This is a genomic window from Dyella sp. C11, assembly GCF_003121485.1.
In the GTDB taxonomy this organism is placed as follows: Bacteria; Pseudomonadota; Gammaproteobacteria; order Xanthomonadales; family Rhodanobacteraceae; genus Dyella.
Window position 1 is genome coordinate 138,790 of the sequence record NZ_QAVX01000007.1, and the last position, 14,195, is coordinate 152,984.

12 protein-coding genes are annotated in these 14,195 nt (G+C 63.3%); 6 read left to right on the forward strand and 6 right to left on the reverse strand.

The window, feature by feature from the left end:
- The first annotated feature begins 64 nt into the window (after positions 1 to 64).
- Genes DK366_RS09140 through DK366_RS09150 form a run of 3 tightly spaced genes read left to right on the forward strand, consistent with a single transcriptional unit; the run spans position 65 to position 2,457 of the window.
- Positions 65 to 1,429: a tryptophan--tRNA ligase gene (locus tag DK366_RS09140; RefSeq protein ID WP_109125288.1), complete on the forward strand. Its 1,365-nt coding sequence runs from the start codon at positions 65 to 67 to the stop codon at positions 1,427 to 1,429.
- A 34-nt stretch (positions 1,430 to 1,463) separates the two neighbouring features.
- Positions 1,464 to 1,790: a hypothetical protein gene (locus DK366_RS09145; protein ID WP_109125229.1), complete on the forward strand. Its 327-nt coding sequence runs from the start codon at positions 1,464 to 1,466 to the stop codon at positions 1,788 to 1,790.
- A gap of 25 nt (positions 1,791 to 1,815) precedes the next feature.
- Positions 1,816 to 2,457: a DUF6348 family protein gene (locus tag DK366_RS09150; RefSeq protein ID WP_109125230.1), complete on the forward strand. Its 642-nt coding sequence runs from the start codon at positions 1,816 to 1,818 to the stop codon at positions 2,455 to 2,457.
- A gap of 83 nt (positions 2,458 to 2,540) precedes the next feature.
- Here DK366_RS09150 and DK366_RS09155 read toward each other — a convergent pair whose 3' ends face one another.
- The 3 genes from DK366_RS09155 to DK366_RS09165 form a co-directional block, all read right to left on the reverse strand.
- Positions 2,541 to 4,247: a SulP family inorganic anion transporter gene (locus tag DK366_RS09155; protein WP_109125231.1), complete on the reverse strand. Its 1,707-nt coding sequence runs from the start codon at positions 4,245 to 4,247 to the stop codon at positions 2,541 to 2,543.
- A gap of 10 nt (positions 4,248 to 4,257) precedes the next feature.
- On the reverse strand, positions 4,258 to 4,641 hold the full coding sequence (locus tag DK366_RS09160; protein WP_109125232.1) for a VOC family protein: 384 nt from the start codon (positions 4,639 to 4,641) through the stop codon (positions 4,258 to 4,260).
- Between the two features lie 90 nt (positions 4,642 to 4,731).
- Positions 4,732 to 6,435 (reverse strand): putative 2OG-Fe(II) oxygenase, encoded by a 1,704-nt coding sequence (locus DK366_RS09165; protein WP_109125233.1) that lies wholly within the window; start codon positions 6,433 to 6,435, stop codon positions 4,732 to 4,734.
- Between the two features lie 331 nt (positions 6,436 to 6,766).
- Between DK366_RS09165 and DK366_RS09170 the strand changes: the two genes are divergently transcribed.
- Positions 6,767 to 7,171 carry a globin gene (locus DK366_RS09170; RefSeq protein WP_109125234.1) on the forward strand — a complete coding sequence of 135 codons (405 nt, stop codon included), beginning with the start codon at positions 6,767 to 6,769 and terminating at the stop codon, positions 7,169 to 7,171.
- 517 nt (positions 7,172 to 7,688) lie between these two features.
- Here the strand turns inward: DK366_RS09170 and DK366_RS09175 are convergent.
- The 3 genes from DK366_RS09175 to pdhA form a co-directional block, all read right to left on the reverse strand.
- Positions 7,689 to 9,077, reverse strand: coding sequence for a dihydrolipoamide acetyltransferase family protein (locus tag DK366_RS09175; RefSeq protein ID WP_109125235.1), 1,389 nt, complete (start codon positions 9,075 to 9,077; stop codon positions 7,689 to 7,691).
- Positions 9,078 to 9,264: 187 nt separating this feature from the next.
- Complete coding sequence (locus tag DK366_RS09180) at positions 9,265 to 10,245, reverse strand: alpha-ketoacid dehydrogenase subunit beta (RefSeq protein ID WP_109125236.1); 981 nt, start codon at positions 10,243 to 10,245, stop codon at positions 9,265 to 9,267.
- A 3-nt stretch (positions 10,246 to 10,248) separates the two neighbouring features.
- Complete coding sequence (gene pdhA / locus DK366_RS09185) at positions 10,249 to 11,334, reverse strand: pyruvate dehydrogenase (acetyl-transferring) E1 component subunit alpha (RefSeq protein WP_109125237.1); 1,086 nt, start codon at positions 11,332 to 11,334, stop codon at positions 10,249 to 10,251.
- Positions 11,335 to 11,547: 213 nt separating this feature from the next.
- Here pdhA and DK366_RS09190 point away from each other — a divergent pair, with 213 nt between their 5' ends.
- On the forward strand, positions 11,548 to 12,396 hold the full coding sequence (locus DK366_RS09190) for a tryptophan 2,3-dioxygenase family protein (protein WP_109125238.1): 849 nt from the start codon (positions 11,548 to 11,550) through the stop codon (positions 12,394 to 12,396).
- A gap of 248 nt (positions 12,397 to 12,644) precedes the next feature.
- Positions 12,645 to 14,153 (forward strand): oligopeptide:H+ symporter, encoded by a 1,509-nt coding sequence (locus DK366_RS09195; RefSeq protein ID WP_109125239.1) that lies wholly within the window; start codon positions 12,645 to 12,647, stop codon positions 14,151 to 14,153.
- The last annotated feature ends 42 nt before the right edge of the window (positions 14,154 to 14,195 follow it).

Genomic DNA, 14,195 nt, shown 5'->3' on the forward strand with positions numbered 1-14,195 from the left:
CACGGCCAATCGCAGCACGCTCGATCGAATCAACAACCATAACGACAAGAAGACACGAGAGACCATGAAGACCCGCGTACTCACCGGCATCACCACCACCGGCACGCCGCACCTTGGCAACTACGTTGGCGCGATCCGCCCCGCTGTTGCTGCAAGCAAGCGCGATGACGTGGACGCGTTCTACTTCATGGCCGACTACCACGCGCTGATCAAGAGCGACGATCCGGCGCGCATCGAGCGTTCGCGTCTGGAAATTGCCGCCACGTGGCTGGCCGCGGGACTCGATCCGCAGAAGGTCACGTTCTATCGCCAGTCGGACATTCCCGAAATTCCGGAGCTCACCTGGTTCCTCACCTGCGTCACCGCCAAGGGCCTGCTCAATCGCGCGCATGCGTACAAGGCATCCGTGGACAAGAACACGGATGCGGGCGAGGACGCCGATGCCGGCATCCCGGCTGGCCTGTACATGTATCCGGTGCTGATGGCGGCCGATATTCTCGCGTTCAATGCGAACAAGGTGCCGGTGGGTCGCGATCAGATCCAGCACATCGAAATGGCACGCGACATCGCGCAGCGTTTCAACCACATCTACGGTCGTGAATTCTTCGCGCTGCCGGAAGTGGTGATAGAGGAACAGGTGGCCACGCTGCCGGGCCTCGATGGCCGCAAGATGTCCAAGAGCTACGACCACACCATTCCGCTGTTCTCCGGCGGCCAGAAGCATCTGCGCGAATCGATCATGCGCATCGTCACCGACTCGCGCTTGCCGGGCGAGGCGAAGGACCCGGACAGCTCATCGCTGTTCACCATTTTCCGCGCGTTCGCCAGCGAGAACGAGTCCACCGCGTTCCGCCAGGCACTCATCGATGGCCTGGGTTGGGGCGAAGCCAAGCAGGTGCTGTTCGAACGCCTGGAAGTGGAAGTGGCTCCGATGCGCGAAAGCTATGACGCGCTGATCGCGCGTCCGGCCGTGATCGAAGAGATCCTGCAGGAAGGTGCCAAGAAGGCCCGTGCCATCGCCGCGCCCAAGGTGGCCGAGCTGCGTGACGCGATTGGCCTGCGCAGCGGCGTGTCGGTGGCACCGCAGGCGAACGCGCCCAAGGCAGCAGCCAAGGGTGGCAAGGCGGCGCGCTTTGCCAGCTTCCGAGATGCCGATGGCAGCTTCCGTTTCCGCCTGTTCTCCTCGGAAGGCGAAGAGTTGCTGTTGTCGCGTTCGTTTGCCGACCCCAAGGCGGCCGGCGTGATGCAGAAGCGCATCAAGGAACTCGGCAGTGTTGCGGCGGTGGTGCAGGTACAACCGCAATCGTTGGGGCTGGAGCTCGACGGGGAGGCCGGGGGTGCCACGCCGGACTTCGAGAGCGAACAGGCACGCGACGAGGCGCTGCTGCGCCTGCGTGGCGCGCTGGATCAGCTTGCCGCGCAGGAATAAGGCGGCTTACGTATTTCATGGAGTGAACTGACGCATGCGTTATCTGGCCATCCTGATGCTTGCACCCTGGTTGTTGATACTGGGTTGGGCGTACTGGTCGTATCCAAAGAACCTGGCGCACACACGCCTGCGCCGCTGGTTCGATGTTGCGGCCCTATTGCTGGCGGCCTTTGCCGCGGTGGAGTGCGCCAACACGGCATTCGACACCGCCACGGTGCCAGCCGCGGGACAGTACGGGCACGCCAGCGGTGCGATCTGGCAGCAGGTGTTGCCTGCGCTCTATGGCTATGGCGCGTGCGTCGTGGTGCTGGTGCTGGCGCTGATCGTGCGCCAGCTGGTATGGCGTCCGCACGCTCATTGATACAAGCCCTGAATCGGGAACGACCATGCAAGACACGGAACTCCAGCGTTACCTCCTTCGCCTGTTCGAGCGTCACGACGTCGAACTGGAACCGGATGAAGAGTGGCTGATGACTGATGGCGATTTCCCCGCCGTGCGCGCCAGCTGGTTCGAGGGCGCGGCGGGTGAACCGGGGCGCCTGGACGTCGATGTGGTGATCAGCGAGGAACGCCACATCGAGGAAAGCTTTGCCGGTGTTGGCGGTGGCCAGGCCGGTTGCCTGGACGCGCTGAAGGCCTTCGAGCACGGCGTATTCCACGTGCTGCTGGCGGCGTGTTGGTACGTCACCGATGACCGCCGCATGGAGCTGCATGGCTGGGACATCGGCGTACGCACCTGGGACGTGTTCGTGGGACCGTGGTTGTCCAGCCGCGACGATGTCGAACGGCCATCCGAACTGGTGCCGTCGCTGCGTACGGCGTTGCAGAACGAATCGCTGACACCCGAGTTGCACTGGGTGCGCCTGTTCTACCGTCGTGGCGACGATGGCTCGGTCACCGCCGAGGCATTGCTCGACAACGCGCCGTGGCCTGCCGGTGACCGCGTGCTGTCCTCGCTGCCGTGGCCGGCGAGCGAACAGGGCTACAGCGTGCGCGGCTTTGTTGCGCTGGATATTCGCGACTACTAAGCATCGCGCGTGGTTCCTTGTGGGAGCCCACCCTGTGGGCGACAAACCTGCGAAGCCGCATGCATCCCGCATGAAACGTGCTCCTACAACGGCAGATCACCCTGCGTGGGCGTTTCGACATAGCGCTGCCGATACGCAGCCACTGCCGCCTGTCGTGACGGGAAATACAGGATACCCGTGCGTTCTGGCGGCAGGCCCGCACGCGTCATGCGCTTGATCAACTGTGCCGTGCGCCCGGCAATCACCAACTGGATGCCTTGCTTGTCCAGCGACTGACGCAGTTCATCGATCACGTGAAAGCCGGTGATGTCGTTCTTCGTCATCGAGATCGCGTCGATGACGACCCAATGCGGATGCGTCGAAAGGGCCAGTTCTTCGACGCGTCGGCGGAAATAATCCGCGTTGAAGAACGTCAGCGGCGACTCGAACCGGTAGATCAGCAATCCCGGAATGGCGCGTGCTTCCGGATAGTGCGCGAGCTCATAGAAACCTTCCTGTCCCTCGATGCGTCCGAACTGTTGCTCCGCAGGGCGCGCCACTTGCGAAAGGAAATACAGCAGTGCCATCGACACCGCGAGCAGGATGCCGGACATCACGCCGAACAACACCACGCCCACCACCGTGGCCAGTGCGATCAGGTGTTCGCTGCGACTGAAGTGCCGCAATTCGCGCAGACCGCCAAGGTCGATCAGGCTGATGGCCGCCGCGACAAGGATGGCGCTGAGTGCCGCGATGGGCAGCATGGCAAGCACAGTGTTGAACAGCGTCATCACCAGCAGTATCGCCAGCGCGCCGATGATCGACACCAGCGGGCTCTTGCCGCCCATCGCATCATTCACTGCCGTGCGCGAGCTGGAACCGCTCACCGCAAAGCCCTGGCACGCGGCGCTGGCAAGGTGCGAGAGACCCAGCGCGAAAAACTCCTGGTTGCCGTCGACGCGATAGCCGTTCTTCGACGCAAAGCTGCGCGCCGTTAGCATGCCGCTGCTGAAGGTCACCAGCACCAGTGCGCCCGCGGCAGGAAACAGCGTGCCGAACAATTCGTGCGGCAGCGCCGGGGCCACCAGCGGTGGCAGGCCGGAGGGCAGGGCGCCGACTACGGCCACGCCCTGTGCCGTCAGTTTCAGCAGCCATGTGGCGATGACGGCAACGGCCAGCGCGAGCAGCGCCGCCGGTCCACGCGGCCACGCGGCCTTGATGGCGAAGAACAGCACGAAGGTGCCTGCTGACAACAAGGCCGTGGGCCAGTGCGTGCGCGGCAGCTGTTTGACCAGTGAAAGCACCTGACTGATGGTGTCGCTGCCTTGCAGGCCGATGCCCAGCACCTTGCCTGACTGCCCGACAAGAATGGTGATGGCCACGCCGTTGAGCAGCCCGATCAAAATGGGACGCGAGAGAAAGTCGGCGAGAAAGCCGAAACGAAAACGGCCGGCGATCACGCACAGCACGCCCGTGATCAGCGTGAGCGACATGGCGTAGGCCTGGTAGGTTTCGCTGCCCGGCGTCGCCAGCGGCATCAGCGTGGCGCCCAGCATGGCGCAGGTGGCGGCATCCGGGCCCACGATCAATTGCCGCGACGAGCCGAACAACGCGTACACGATCATTGGCAGTACGGTGCTGTACAAGCCAATGATGGGGCTGAAACCCGCCAGTTGCGCGTACGCAATGCTGATGGGCAGTGCGACGGCGGCCACCGACAAACCGGCCTGCACGTCGGCGTTCAACCACTCGCGACGGTAGCCCAGCAATTGGTCCAGCCCGGGTGCATGACGACGCAGGAAGTGACGCATGGCCAATGCGTCATTCCCAACGATTGAGGTGGGGACCGAAACGCTCGCGCTGCGGGCGCACCACGCAGAAGTGGTGTCCGCTCGGTGCCCGCATCACCCACCAGCGTTCGCGCACGAAAGCCACGCGCGTGGCGCCCAGTTTTTCCAGACGCTCCGCTTCGGCTTCCAGGTTGTCGGTCTCGATATCCAGGTGCACGCGGCTCTCATGCTCAACGCGCTGCAACAGGATGATGGGCTCGTCGTCCTCGGTGGCGAGCTCGGCGTATTTGCCGTCGCCGTCCTGATCCACCGTGACGATGGACTTGCCCAGCGCATGGCTCCAGAACATGGCCGCATCGGCGAGGTTGTCGGTCTTGCAGTCGATGACGACGGTGCACAGCCGGCTGTGATGCATGATTGACTCCGGAAGAGGCCCTGGGCTGTCGTATAACGGCTGCCTGGTGGACACCTCGTCAATCCGGATGATTTGCGTGTTTACGGCCTGTTAGCCAGCCATTGGCACCACGTCGAAGGCCATGCTGAGGCGATGCTCGCCCGTTTCAGTGGTGAAGGGTGCGGTGCCGTGCCACATCCACGACGGAAACAACACGAGCATCCCGGGTTGCGGGCGCACGAAGTAATCGGCGCCCATGGCAGGTTGGGTCTTCACCCCGGGCTCGCCGAACTTCAGCCATCCCTCCCCGCCGTTCTTGTTCATCGCTTGCGGCACCTGCACGTAGCACGCGGACGATACCCAGCCTTTGCCGTGATAGTGACTGACATGATGCCCCTCCGATGGCAGGCGAACCGACCACCAGCCATTCAATCGATAGCGTTCCGTGACGCGGCGATGCCAGGGCGTAAGGCCTGCAGCAAGGTTGCGCATGTAGCGTTGTATGGGCCCGTGGATGGCCTGGGGAAAGGCGCGGACGGCACGGCCGTGGGTTTCGTCGGCGCGAAGTTCAACCTGGGTGCCGCCGCGAACGCTTTGGTCCAACGGTTCCGCGAGCAACCCATGTGCACCGTGGAGCTCGTTGGTCAGCTCATCCAGGTAGTGCTGCAGGCTGCTCCAGCCGTCAGGAACATCGAGCAGGCTGGTTTGCACGAGTGACGCGTAGTCGTGGAAGGGCAAATGGCGCGCGTCGTCGAGCTGACGCCATGCCGCCGTCTGCAGCGCAATGGCGTGGTTGTCGTGGGGATTCCCGGTCAACAGTCGCTGGGCGATCTCGGCCGCGGCGCTCGGGTTGCCGGAAGCAAGCATGGCGTCGCCGTAGAGTCCCAGAATGCCTGTATGCCCGGGCGCCATGCGCATCGCATAAGCGGCGTGCTGAACAGCTTTGGAAGCGTCCACCGACATGGACGTCTTGATGGCGAGAATCCGCAGCGACAGATGATTCGGGTTTGCAGCCAGCAGCGTTTCCAGTTGCTCCATGGCGCGCTGATGAAAACCTGCCGCGGACAACACGCGCACGCGCACCAGTTGCAGCTCCAGGCTGCGTGCATCGCGGCATTGAGTGATCGCGTGATCGATATCGACCAGCGCTGCAGCGGCGTCGCGCGTACGCAGCCAGACCAATTCGGCCAGCGACGTGTGAGTGCGCACGTTCCCCGGATTGTGTTTCAGCGCGCGGCGATATTCGGACTCCGCTTCGTCGTAGCGGTGCAGTTCGTAGAACGAATGTGCCAGGACGGAACGACTCCCCACGTTGTCCACGCCTTTGCTGATGGCGATTGCAGCGGAACGATTGGCCGCCTGGTTCTGACCGTCCTGTCCTTGCGCCACCGCAAGTCCCAGGTATCCGGCGCCCTGATCGGGTGCAGCAGCAATGGCTTGTTCGAATGCGCCGATGGCGTCCTTGAGTTCGCCCATTTCCAGGAGCATCTGCGCACGCATGAGCAGAAGCGCCGGCGAAGCGCCGGGCATGGCAATGGTGTGGGCATCGATGGTGTCGCGCGCTTCCTTTGACTTTCCCTGCGCCTGCAGTGTTCGAACGAGCAAACCCAGGAAAGTCGGCGCCGGCGCGCCTTTCGCAAGCGACTCCCTTAGAAGCTGTTCGGCTTCTTGCCACCTTCTCTGCTGAAGAAGCGTTTCCGCTTGGGCGAGCACGCCGGAAACGTTGCTTGCCGGTATCGAGTGTCCCGATGTGGCATGGAGCGGCGAGTTGAGAATGCCCCGACCTGGGCGTTGTTCTTCCATGAGCAAATTCATCCAGGTTGCGACGGGCGACAGCTACACATAGCAAGTTGTCGTGATCACGCAGCGTGAAGAAGGTGCATGCTTACGTACATCTGTCGAACGATGTATCTGTGATGTTCTGAGTCGTACGTCGCATCGGTCGTAAAAGATTGGCGCAAGAAGATTCGTTTTCGCTTGCCGATCGAAACAACATGGTCTTCGCGAAGACATGGACGTGCGTCGTTACTGCACGAACGGGCACTGCACATCATGTTCTGGATCGCCGCATGGCGACCTTGTGCCTCAATCGATCCGCAGGCCACGGGTGCTAGTTTTCGCGTGGATCAAGGCACGTGGAACGCGCATGAGCGACACCTTCGACGATTTGCAGACCAGCTATGGCCGCTGCCTGCAGCATGGGAAATTCATTGCCCGGTTCTACGAGATCTTCATGGCCAGCCACGCGGATGTTCCCGCGTTGTTCAAGGACACGGATTTCAGCAAGCAGTACATCGCGCTGCGCCGCGGCATCACGGCCGCCATCGCGCATGCGGGTGGCAGCACGCTGACCAAACGCACGATGGAGCAGATGGCATGTGCGCACAGTCGCGGCGGACACGCACCGGTGCCGCCGTCCCTGTATCCGTATTGGACAGAGGCACTGATGGTGGCGATACGCGAGCATGATCCCGAATATGACCTTGCACTCGAACAGCGTTGGCGCAAGGCGCTGGCGTATACGATGAGGCATTTCGTGGAGCGGTATTGAAGTTGCCTTGTGCGCTGAGACTATCGGCGGTGTGACTCGGCAAAGTCGTCACGCAACTTCAACCTTTATCCACCCTCACCGTCATCCCTGCGAAGGCAGGGATCCAGCGACTTTGGATTTTGCGCTTTAAAGCGAGAGCACAGTCACTGGATCCCTGCTTTCGCAGGGATGACGGTGAGGGGCTGCAAAGGCTTTTGTGTTTCATGCAGCTCTCGCCTCAATGGAGCGAGAGCAAAGTCATTGGATGACCGCCCTTCGACCGTTGAGAAGCGCCTCCTGCCTTTGGAGGGATGACGGTGAGGGGCTGCAAAGGCTTTTGTGTTTTATGCAGCTCTCGCCTCAATGGAGCGATAGCCAACCCACTGGATGACCGGCCTTTCGACCGCTGAAAAGCGCCTCCTGCCTTCGCAGGGACGTGAGAGGGCGTAGCGGTCTTGTGCGTGATGTAGCGCGAGTTCCCGATGAGGCAAAAAAAAACCCCGGTATAACCGGGGCTTTTCATTCAACACGTCAGCACTCAGTTCGGCGCGGACAAATCGTCCAGCAGAGCCTTGAGGAAGCGAGCCGCTTCACCACCCGTCGCGGCGCGGTGATCGAAGGTCAGCGAGATCGGCATGCGGCGGTGCACTTCGATGCCACCCATCACGGCCACCACGTCGTGGCTCAGCTTGCCGGCACCGATGATGGCGACGCACGGCGGCACCACGACCGGCGTGGCATAGCGACCGGCGAACATGCCGAAGTTGGACAGGCTGATGGTGTAGCCCGACAGTTCCGAGGCCGGAATCGTGCGGTCTTCCACCGACGAACGCAGGCGCTTGATGGCGGCGCGGATGCCGGCACCGTCGAGCACGTCGGCGTTGCGCAGCGCCGGCACGAACAGGCCTTCTTCCGTGTCGACAGCAATGCCAATGTCCACGTGCGGATGCAGCGTGCGGGTGAGGTTCTTGCCGTCGAACCAGGCGTTGAGGGCCGGCACGGCCTTGCACGCGGTGACGATGGCGCGGATCAGGCGGGCCGTGATGTCCTGCTTGCCGATCCAGGCGTGCAGGTCGGCGTCGTCCACCAGCGTGGTCGGAACCACATTGGCGTGGGCTTCGGCCATCACGCGCGCCATGTTGCGGCGAACGCCCTTGAGCTGTTCCGGCTGGCCGCTGGCCTGCTGCTGGCTCGGCGGTGCCGTGCGTACCGGCTTGCCGGCGAGCGAGGTGGCCGTACGGGCCGGCTCGGGCTCGGGCAGGCGCGGAGCAAGGTGGCGACCAGCATCTTCGTGTACGGCACGGGCGGGCGCAGCACCAAGCTGTGCACTGCCGTTGGCAGCGGCGTTCTTCACGTCGGCCATGGTGACCACGCCATCGGCGCCGGTCGGCTTCACGCGGGTCAGGTCGACCTTGAGCTTCTTGGCCAGTGCGCGCACGGCCGGCACGGCCTTTACGCCGCCGACGCTGGAAGCCTGTTCCACGTGCACGTGGCTGCCGGAGACCATGGCGCCGACCACGGTGCCTTCGTCTTCGCGATCGCTCTTGCCGTTGCCTTCGTCGATCTCGCCGCCTTCATCGGAGGCAACGACCTTCTTCGGCTCGGCAGCGGCGCTGCCGGTGCCCTTTTTCGGGCCGTGGTGGTGGCCGGTGGATTCGGCCTCGGCACGCTGCTTGGCGTTCGGGTCCGGCTCGAACTCGGCCAGTGCGGCGCCGGTCTCGATGATGTCGCCGGCGGCGCCGTGCAGCTTGGTCACCTTGCCGGTGTACGGGGAAGGCACGTCGACGACGGCCTTGGCCGTTTCCATCGAGCACAGCGGTGCGTCGAGCTTGATGGTGTCGCCTTCCTTCACGTGCCACTCGACGATGGTGGCGTCGGGCAGGCCTTCGCCGAGGTCGGGCAGGTAGAAAGTCTTGATGTCGGCCATGAGTTTTATTCCGTGGTCAGGCGGAGAATTTCATTGTGCGTCATCCCGGCCGCACCCCACAAAAGGGGGCAAGGGCCGGGATCCAGTGGCGTTGTCGCTGGATTGTCGCGAAGGTTTTGTGTGCTTCGCACGCATCCTTCACTGGATTCCGGCCTACGCCGGAATGACGCTTCGTTCAACGATTCGTTTACGACGCAGCCAGCGCGCGCTTGGCAGCTTCCACCACGCGTTCTGCACTCGGCATGTACTTCATTTCCAGGCGGAACAGCGGGATGTGCGTGTCGTAGCCACTGACGCGTTCCACCGGCGCCAGCAGGTCGTACATGCATTCCTCGGCCAGGCGCGCGGCGATTTCGGCGCCGAAGCCAGCCGTCTTGGGAGCTTCGTGCACGATCACGCAACGGCCGGTCTTCTGCACCGATTCGGCGATGGTGTCGAAGTCCAGCGGGGTCAGCGTGGCCACGTCGATGACTTCGGCGCTGATACCTTCTTCGGCCAGTGCGTCAGCCGCTTCCAGCGCTTCCTTCACCTGCGCGCCCCACGAGACGAGGGTGACGTCGGTGCCGTCGCGCAGCACGAAGCACACGTCCAGCGGCAGTGCTTCGCCGTCATCGGGCACTTCTTCCTTGTACTGGCGGTAGATGCGCTTGGGCTCGAAGAACATCACCGGATCCGGATCGCGGATGGCGGCGAGCAGCAGGCCGTAGGCGCGCGCCGGCGACGACGGCATCACCACGCGCAGGCCCGGGATGTTGGTGAACAGGTGTTCGTTCGCTTCCGAGTGATGCTCCGGCGCGCGAATGCCGCCGCCCCACGGTGCGCGCCACACGGCCGGCACGGTGATGCGGCCGCGCGTGCGGTTGCGCATGCGGGCGGCGTGGCAGGCGATCTGCTCCATCATCGGGTAGATGAAGCCTTCGAACTGCGCTTCGGCCACCGGCTTCATGCCCTGGGCGGCGAGGCCCACGGTGACGCCGGCAATGGTGGTTTCGTCGAGCGGGGTGTCCAGCACGCGCAGCTCGCCGAACTTTTCCTGCAGGCCCTGGGTGGCGCGGAACACGCCGCCGTTGACGCCCACGTCTTCGCCCAGCACCACGACGCTGTCGTCGTGGGCCATTTCATACGCGAGAGCCTGGGTGACGGCTTCGATAAGGGTGATCTGTGCCATGACTTAGTGCGCCTTCTTGTCGAGCTGGATGGCGAGATCGCGCTGCTTGGCGAGATCGGCGGGGACTTCGGCGAAGGTGTAGTCGAACATCGCCGTGACGGGCTGCGTCTTGGTCTCGAGGTATGCGTTCACCTCGTTGTCCATCCAGTCGTCGCACTCGGCCTTCCAGGCCTCTTCCTTGGCGTCGTCCCACACGCCCTTGGCCACCAGCCAGTTGCGCAGGCGCTTCATCGGCTCCTTCGCCCAGGCGTCCTTCACTTCCTGCTCGCCGCGGTAGCGACGCGCATCGTCGGCGGTGGTGTGGTCGGAGAGGCGATAGGTCACCGCTTCGATCACCGAACCACCCTGGCCGTTGCGCGCGCGCTCCAGCGCGTCTTCCATCGCCTTGCGCACGGCGATGATGTCGTTGCCGTCCACCTGGATGGAGAACAGGCCCGCGGCGATGCCCTTCTGCGCCAGCGTCGGCGCACCGGACTGGATCTTGCGCGGCACCGAGATGGCCCACTGGTTGTTCACGATCACCGCCACCATCGGCAGGTTCTGCGCGCCGGTGATGTTGATGGCGCCGTAGAAGTCGCCCTTGGACGAACCACCGTCACCGATGGTGCACACGGCCACGCGCTTCTCGTTGCGGATCTTGAACGCCAGCGCCGAGCCGGCAGCGTGCAGGCACTGCGTGGCGATCGGCACCGACCAGGCGAAGTCGTGGCGCGCCGGTTCCTTCTGGTAGTCGTTGCCGCGCTCGTCGCCGCCCCAGTACATGTACACCTCGCGCGGCTGCACGCCGCGGTACAGCTGCGCACCGTATTCGCGGTAGCTCGGAGCGAGCACGTCCTCGGGCTTCATGGCGCTGCCGATGCCGACATGCGCGGCTTCGTGCCCGAGGCAGCTGGCGTAGGTGCCGAGCTTGCCGGTGCGCTGCAGGGCGACCGACTTGGCGTCGAACACGCGGGTCGACAGCATCAGCTTGTAGAGCTCAACCATGTGGTTGAGATCCTTGGCGAATTCGGGCAGGTCATCACGAACCTGCTTACCTTCAGCATCGAGATACTGGAGGTATTCGATTTCAAACTTGGCGGCGATAGACACGACTCGCTCCTGGAGTGAGTACTAAGGGATAGGGGGTGCCGGGGCGTCGGCGGCCCATCCAGTGGGGCCAGCGGCGGACGTAAAGCCCTGAGCAAGACAGAAATTGTTACAGGGGGCCATGTTGCGCCGCAAGGCACAGCGCAGCATGCGCCTTCGTACGGGGATGGCCTTCACACCGGGTAACATGCGGGTTTTTCCGCTTCCCGGACGGACATGACCGAGAACCAGCGCGACCTTGAGGCCGGCATCGAACTCGACCTGAACGGGCGGCTGACCTATGGCGGCTACCTGCGCCTGGACCAGTTGCTCACCGCCCAGCAGCCGCTGAGCAACCCGCCGCATCACGATGAAATGCTGTTCATCACCCAGCACCAGGTGGCGGAGCTGTGGATGAAGCTGATCATCCACGAGCTGAAGGCCGCGCTGGCGCACCTGCGCCGCGATGAGATCGATCCATGCCTGAAGATCCTGGCGCGCGTGAAGCAGGTGCAGCGCCAGCTGTTCGAGCAATGGGCGGTGCTGGAAACGCTTACGCCGTCCGAATACCTGGAATTCCGTGGCGTGCTGGGCGCCTCGTCGGGGTTCCAGTCGCTGCAGTACCGGCAGATCGAGTTCCTGCTGGGGAACAAGAACGCGCAGATGCTGCAGGTGTTTGCGTACGATCCTGCGGCGCAGGCCACGCTGCGCGAGGTGCTGGAAGCGCCCAGCCTCTACGACGAATTCCTGTGCTACCTGGCGCGCCGCGGGCACGCCGTGCCTGCCGAACTGACGCAGCGCGACTGGTCCCAGCCGTATCGCCGTCACGATGATCTGCTGCCGGTGCTCAAGCGCATTTACGAAAACCGTTCGATGTTCTGGCCCGAGTACCACATGTGCGAACAGCTGGTGGACATGGAGGAAAGTTTCCAGCTTTGGCGTTTCCGCCATATGAAAACGGTGGAGCGGATCATCGGACACCGTCGAGGCACCGGTGGTTCCTCGGGCGTGGCGTTCCTGAAGAAGGCGCTGGAGCTGGAGTTTTTTCCGGAGTTGCTGGATGTGAGGACGGAGCTGGGGGTGTGAGGGGGCTACAGGCGAAGGGAGGCTCCAAACTTTCCTCAAAGTGCCTACCCCTCACCGTCATTCCCGCGAAAGCGGGAATCCAGTGACTTTGAAGCTTTTAGCGCACGAACTAAGAGCAAAGTCACTGGATTCCCGCTTTCGCGGGAATGACGGTGAGGAACAAATTGCGTTGCTGATGTCGTGAAGGCGACGTCTTACGAATAACCAGAAGGCGCGTAGCGCCACGACATCAAACCCAGGGGGCATGCATGAGCACCACCACCGACACCGCACCCACGCCGGTGCCCGACTTTCCGCAGATGCTCGGCCACCCGCGTCCGCTGTGGATGCTGTTCATGACCGAATTCTGGGAGCGCTTTGCGTTCTACAGCGTGAGCTGGGCGCTGGCGTTGTACATCGTGGCGCACTTCTTCCACGGCGATCCGTCGGGCGAGGCGTGGGCCAGCAAGATCTATGGCGCCTATACCGCGCTGATCTACGCGACCAGCATTTTCGGCGGCTACGTGGCCGACAAGGTCATCGGTTATCAGCGCTCGATTTTGATCGGCGCACTGGTGATGGCGGCCGGCCTGTTCGTGGTGATGTTGCCGAGCAAGGAATTGTTCCTGCTTGGCCTGGCGATGGTCGTGGTGGGCAACGGCCTGTTCAAGCCGAACATTTCCTCGATGGTGGGGCAGCTTTACGGCCCGAAGGATGATCGCCGCGACCGTGGTTTCATCCTGTTCTACATGGGCATCAACGGCGGTGCGTTGCTCGCGCCGCTGCTCACCGGCTGGCTCGCCAGCTATTTCACCGACACGCCGACGCAGGAGAACTACCGCATCGTGTTCGGCGCGGCAGGCGTGGGCATGGTGCTGAGCCTGTTCTGGTTCTGGTTTGGCCGTCGTGGCCTGCATGGCGTGGGACGTCCGGCGCCGGAAGCGGCCAGCCGCATGCGCGTGGTGTGGGTGCTGCTGGGTGTGATCGTCGCCGTGCCGCTGGTGTACCTGCTGCTGGCCTTCATCGGCGCCAGTGGCTTGCAGTGGCTGCTGGGCCTGCTGTTTGTCGGTGTGGCGGCGATGCTCATCATCGAGGCCATGCGCCACGATCGCGTGCAATTGCATCGCGTGATTGCGATGCTGATCATCTTCGCGTTCAACATCCTGTTCTGGATGTTCTATTTCCAGCTGGGCACGTCGTTCAATTTCCTTGCGGCAAACATGGTGGACCGCGAGATGTTCGGCGGCTGGATGTTCCCCGTGGGCTGGTTCCAGTCGGTGAGCCCGCTGGCGATCATCGTGCTGGCGCCGCTGGTGACGCAGGTGTGGTCCTTCCTTGCGCGCCGGAACAGCGAGCCGTCGATTCCGCGCAAGTTCGGCCTGGGCCTGCTGTTCAATGGCCTGGGCTTCACTGCGCTGATGTATGCGCTGAGCCATTCGGTGGATAGCCGTGGGCTGATCCCGTTCTGGCCGCTGACGGCGTGTTACGTGCTGCAGACGGTGGGCGAGCTGTGCCTGTCGCCGATTGGCCTGTCGATGGTGACCAAGCTGGCGCCGCCGCGCCTGGTGGGCGTCGCGATGGGTGGGTGGTTCCTGTCGCTGGCGGTGGGCGGCAACCTTTCCGGGCTGCTCGCGGGGCAGATCAGTGGCGAAAGCGGCATGACGGCGGCTTCGGCGCTTTCGGGGTTCACCTTCAGTTTCTATCTGCTGGCGGGCGCGGGCGTGTTGTTGCTGTTGATCTCGCCGTTGATCAACCGGTTGATGCATGGGGTGAAGTAAGGCCTCGCTGCGCAACGCTTGCCTCGATGCTTGGGTACCCTC